5 protein-coding genes are annotated in these 5,200 nt (G+C 52.5%); 3 read left to right on the plus strand and 2 right to left on the minus strand.

Going from position 1 to position 5,200, the window contains the following annotated elements:
• The coding region (locus KJ970_18990) for a toll/interleukin-1 receptor domain-containing protein (GenBank protein ID MBU2693008.1) at positions 1-1,135 on the plus strand (1,135 nt) is incomplete at its 5' end.
• Positions 1,132-1,941, plus strand: a complete 810-nt coding sequence (locus tag KJ970_18995; GenBank protein ID MBU2693009.1) for a hypothetical protein — start codon at positions 1,132-1,134, stop codon at positions 1,939-1,941. The genes KJ970_18990 and KJ970_18995, both read left to right, overlap by 4 nt.
• A gap of 349 nt (positions 1,942-2,290) precedes the next feature.
• Here KJ970_18995 and istB read toward each other — a convergent pair whose 3' ends face one another.
• Together istB and istA are read right to left on the minus strand one after the other, a co-directional pair.
• Positions 2,291-3,046 (minus strand): IS21-like element helper ATPase IstB, encoded by a 756-nt coding sequence (istB, locus tag KJ970_19000; GenBank protein MBU2693010.1) that lies wholly within the window; start codon positions 3,044-3,046, stop codon positions 2,291-2,293.
• Positions 3,036-4,637: an IS21 family transposase gene (gene istA / locus KJ970_19005; protein MBU2693011.1), complete on the minus strand. Its 1,602-nt coding sequence runs from the start codon at positions 4,635-4,637 to the stop codon at positions 3,036-3,038. Before istA ends, istB begins: the two co-directional genes overlap by 11 nt.
• Positions 4,638-4,808: 171 nt before the next feature.
• Between istA and KJ970_19010 the strand changes: the two genes are divergently transcribed.
• Positions 4,809-4,916 (plus strand): hypothetical protein, encoded by a 108-nt coding sequence (locus KJ970_19010; GenBank protein ID MBU2693012.1) that lies wholly within the window; start codon positions 4,809-4,811, stop codon positions 4,914-4,916.
• The last annotated feature ends 284 nt before the right edge of the window (positions 4,917-5,200 follow it).

Below are 5,200 nucleotides of genomic sequence, written 5' to 3' on the forward strand. Positions count from 1 at the left end.
CATAATGAAAGAGTCCAATTCGGAAAAGATAAAGCATAATGCGCTTGTTTTGGGTCTAGATGCCTTGGCTCAGGGGTTATCAAAGCTTCGGGACCGGAGCGATAAGGAGATCCGTCCCCATCTTCAGGAGGAAAGACCAGGAATCAGCAACGAATTCCTTGTCGAACGTGCTCACCACGGAGATGCCGACCGTTCGCTACTCGTACAAATTGGTGGGCTGGACAAGGAATTGAAGCAAATTGTTCATAAATTGGAATTAGTGTTGGAACGCTCCATCGATGACAATAACGTCGCCCGGATAAGGAGAAAGCTACGCCCCAACGATTTCAACTCGAGAGCTGGAAGAGCCCGATCTCGCTATAGAGATTTCCTGACTAATTCTAATCGCATCCAGGATGAAATCGGCGATCTGCTACGCCGCCTTCCGGGCTTTTGGCAAAAAGGAACCGAGACCATCGAAGAGCAACAGAACGATGGGCAACGTTTCGATATTTTCATCAGCCATAGCCACAAGGACCATGGCGCTGCAAACGATATTGTGAAAGCTTTCGAACGCGTTGGACTTCGTTGTTTTCTCGCTGAAAAAGATATCTGCGCAGGAAAGCTGTGGAAAGACGAAATACGTGATGCCCTTGCAGGTTCGAGTGTGGTCGTCTTGCTCTTGACACCGAATTCTATTTCAAGCAACTGGGTGATGTGCGAATCGGGAGCTTGTTGGGCACTCAGGAAGCCGCTTGCCCCAGCCCTTATCCATGTAGACATTGGAGACGTTCCCGAGGTAATCAACGCATTTCAGTGCAAACGCTTCGAGACAGCGGCTGATCGAGAGAGCTTCGTCGACCAGGTTCGGCGGATGTGCCAGGAACTCGGCATGAAGTTCGATAATCAGCTACACCAGGACCGACGTGACCGGCTTCCTGTTGAGGAAATGGTGGAGATCGGCGGGGTTTTGTGGAAGCATACTCCGAGCGGCTTGTTGAGTTCAAAACCTCGGTGTCCTAATTGCGTGGATCATCCGGTGCTTGGACAGTTTCCCCCACGATCCAAGGATCATTGGGTATGCTCGGCGTGTAGTGGAGTATTCGACTATGTTGAACCGCCAAACGAGCCACTCGCGGGGGAACGCCTTCAATGATCGGCAAGAAGGCAGAAGAACGTGTCTTGCGTTTCTTCGCAACCCACGGATTCACCGTCGAGTGTCTTCCGGAGGCTCCATTTCTTGAGAGGATGGAAATGCCAATCAGGTACTCACCGGAAGTCCGGGAGCGAGCTGTCCGGCTCGTTTTCGAACACTGTGAAGAATATGAATCGCAATGGGCGGCGATCCGAGAAGATCGGCCGCTCTGCCGAGACTCTACGCAACTGGGTTCGGCAGGCCGAGCTGGTAGAACTCAAGCCATGAGCTCTCCGGAAAACCCGGGGCGGTTTAGGTGGTATGCTTTTGTTGTACTGATTCTCATGGTTGGCATGCTAGTCCCAGGTTGTTCTGATAAGCCCTTCTACACACTCCAGGAGTTTAAGAACGGGGTGACGGTCCACGTGGAGTTCGATGACGGGGTCGTGTGTTTTGTCACCCTGGCTGTGGAAACCGAAGGAGTCGATGTTCACGACTTCAATGACCTCTTCTGGAGGAGCAAGAAGAGAATCGAACAGACTTCCTTTGGTAAAGTGGTTTGGCGGGCGCAGGATACGGACGAGTACTTGTTCGAGGAAGATCTTCAGGCCCAGCTTGAAAAGGGTCCGTTGCAGGTGCAAAAGGAAAAGGGACAGACTTTTCTGTTTGATTCAGATACTCCAGGTGTCCTGAGAAAGATGAAAAGCAGAAGTGGTCTGGCGCCTGTGTTTGACGAGAGAGGCAATCAACTGCACGAGGATCACCAGGCCGCCGGCCACATCACTTCGCTCAAGATCATCAAGTACAGCTGGCATGAATTGAAGTAGTCAGTACTTAGTCGGACACTCACACATTATCGCCCGAGGTCGCCTTTCCAAGCGGAAGGCGGACTCTGAATGTGATTGCTCCTAATTGACAAGGCCCAAATTGCGTGGGTAGGGTCACTTCTGCCACTGCGCCTTTTGGGAGAGGGTGCAGTCTTTGATATCGCGTTCGGAGCGGACACACGAGTTCGCGGTTGGTCGTGGAAGGCGAACTCCATACATGTTCCGTGGAGGGGTGCGGCCGTGAGTCATTGCACACTGTCAATTTCCACAAACATGATCCAGTATTCTCACCAATCATGATCCACCCCTCTGGGCCACCTCTGATTTTTCAACCGTACATGCTCACTTCTTAGCTTTTCAAGCCCTGACTTCCGGGACCCTGTCGAGTTCTGTAGCTTTCTCCCTCGATCACGACCTGGTGCGCATTGTGCGCCAGGCGGTCAAGGGCACTTTGAGCAAGGATGGGGTCGTCGAAAAGAACCACCCATTCTTCGACGGTGCGATTGCTCGTAAAGATTGTTGAGGATCGCTGATGCCGTTCGATGATAACTTCGTACAGATCACTCGATTGCTGGCTGTCGAGCCGCCTGAGCCCGAAATCGTCAACGATTAATAGATCAGGAGTCAGGAACCGGCGTAAGGCCTTCTCATGAGAGTGGTCTCCCCGTGATTGCCGAAGCTCTTGAAACATTTTGTCAGCGCGGATGAAAAGCACCTTTCTCTCCGCCCGGCACGCGGCGTGTCCCAGCGCTGAGGCGATGAAGGTTTTGCCGACACCAACAGGCCCAAGGAACAAGACGTCCTCACGTCTCTCCAGGAACCCCAGACTGAACAGATCGCGGACGCGATCACGGTCGAATGTTATGGGTGCATCCCAATCGAAGCCTTCCAATGTCTGTTCTTCTGAGAAGCTGGCTCGTTTCAGGCGCAACTGGAGGTTATTTTGATCCCGGCGGTCGATTTCATCCTGAAGGATCAGCTCCAGGAAATCGGTCGCCTGCAGTTTTGTTTTCTTGGCATAAGCCACCCGATCCGGAAGCATCGGAAGGATACCCGAGAGCCGGAGTCTTTTGAGAACCGTTTTCAGTGATGGTTTAATCTCCATTATCTGTTTCCTCCTTGTCTTGGTGGGGGTGTGTAAAACTGCCTTCAGGACGTAAGAACTTCGGCGAGAGGAGAATGATTTGTTCTCCCGGTTTGTTAGGAAGTCCATCCTCCTCGAGACCCTGATTGATGATCCGCTCAAGTCGCCGCACATTGATCAGATCAAAAGCAATCGCCCGGCGGCAGGCCTGGTCAACCCGGCCGGTGCCGTATTTATTACTGAGTCGGATCAGTTTCTGCGCCTGCCGCAGTTTGGCCCAGGGGAAATTGCCGGCCAGCAGCGCTTGGGCAAAGCGACCGGTGTAGGCCCCTTGTTCTTGGGCTTGTCGAATCAGCCGTTTCGGATCGCGCAGGGTATAGTTTGTCAGCTCCTGTGGATAGTCCGTGTAATCCGTACTGCGGCCGCCGGGTGATTGGGTAGGGTGGGTTTTTATCAACTTTCCATGATAGTAGATGCGAACCAGGCCTTTGTCGCCTCGTACCGTGACTTTCTTGCGGCAGTATCGACTCGGAACGGAATAAATTGATTTTTGGAATTGAATATGATGATCGGGATGAACCTTGCACTCGGCCCACTGCGGCGTATCAAAGCGCTCCCCGGTGAATGGTTTAAGCGCGGTCTTCTCAAGATTGTCGAACACGGCCAGCGGCCGTTTGTGCGTCGTGCCGTGCACCCGGGTGCCGGCGACTTGTAAACACCAGCGGATTCCCTCGCGCTGCACGTGGTCACGATCGAGCCACTCCTCGCCTCGGAAGAAGTTTTCGCGTACATAGGGTACATTTCTCTCAACACGCGGCTTTCCTCTCGGTGCCCTGACGGGAGCCGGGTCGATGATAAAACCCCGGTATTCCGCGTACTCGGCAAAGGTGCGTTGGAAGATCGGGTCATAGCGATCCGCTTTGTTTACCGCATCGCGAAGATTATCCAGTACGACGCGGATGGTAATGCCCTCGAAGAATTCCCAGGCATCCTCGATCCCGTCAATAAGGTCAGAGAGTTTCTGGCTGTGGGTAAAATGAACATATTGATGCCGGCTGAAGCAGAGAGTGACGAGCAAGGCATGCAGGACTCGTCGCCGGTCTACGGTAGGGTCATAGACAAGACCCATCTTACCAAAATCAACCTCCGCTACCTCGCCCGGCATGGGCTCGGCCATGCGCACCGTCAGTCGTTTGCTCCTGAATTGGCAGTACTTCTGAACGAATCGATGCAGTGATCCATAGGCCACAATGATGCCCTTGCGGGTCAGTAGCGTATGAACTTTGGTCAGCTGTAATCCGCGCTTGTTCTCTGATGGCGGGGCAAGCCAGGAATTGATTTGCTCCAGATGCGGCAGCAGGAGCCGCTCCACTTCGCCAGGACGCGCTTTGCGGGGACCGGGCTGATGGCGCTCGAGGATCTGCGTGGCCAAAGATTCGTCTGGCTCGGTGCCTCCTGGCACCCAACCCAGAATCTGTGCCGTCTTTCGCCAACGACGGATAGTCGAACGGCTACGGCTGGTTACCGCCTGGATCTTCGAAAGACTCTCACCTCGATGTATACGCTGTAATACTTCCAAGATTTCCCACATTCCGTGCTCCAAGTAGGTCATTTTTGCCCCTCCTTTCGGAAGGACAATAATGCCGGACACGGCCCAGGAGTGGATCATGATTCATGGGAATTAGTGGATCATGTTTGACGAGAATTCCCGTTTAAACTGGATCATGATTCGTGAGAATGGTGGATCATGATTGGTGAGAATCGTGGATCATGATTATGAAAAATGACACCCGGAGGTGTCGTAGTCACCGAAGCGCAGATGGAGCAGATCCACATGAAGCGCCATCGGTTTCACGGAGACTGGAACTATACGATCCATCCAGGAACGTGAGGTGGGAGATATGGGTCAGTTATTTCGTGACAGACTCTTATCGTTTTTCGGTCATGGTAACTTGTCATAAGAAGATTTGATTGATGGATATAATTCAAAATGGTGTTGGCACATATTTGAGATCAAATTTGGTGTTTTTCTGTGTAAGCGGTCAGTAAACAGCACCCCATATATTCTTCGACGAAGGATGGGTCTTCTCTAAACTAGAGCTTTATCGATCTCTTCTGCGGTACACCGGTTGGGCAACAGCTTTTCGATTTCCTCGAGAGTCCCCGCCTTCGGCA

It is taken from the genome of Candidatus Eisenbacteria bacterium (assembly GCA_018831195.1).
Classification (GTDB): Bacteria; Eisenbacteria; RBG-16-71-46; order CAIMUX01; family JAHJDP01; genus JAHJDP01.

Coding starts and splice junctions, on each gene's coding strand:
- KJ970_19010 (MBU2693012.1), top strand. CDS start 4,809: ATGACACCCGGAGGTGTCGTAGTCACCGAAGCGCAGATGGAGCAGATC.
- istA (MBU2693011.1), bottom strand. CDS start 4,637: ATGACCTACTTGGAGCACGGAATGTGGGAAATCTTGGAAGTATTACAG.
- istB (MBU2693010.1), bottom strand. CDS start 3,046: ATGGAGATTAAACCATCACTGAAAACGGTTCTCAAAAGACTCCGGCTC.
- KJ970_18995 (MBU2693009.1), top strand. CDS start 1,132: ATGATCGGCAAGAAGGCAGAAGAACGTGTCTTGCGTTTCTTCGCAACC.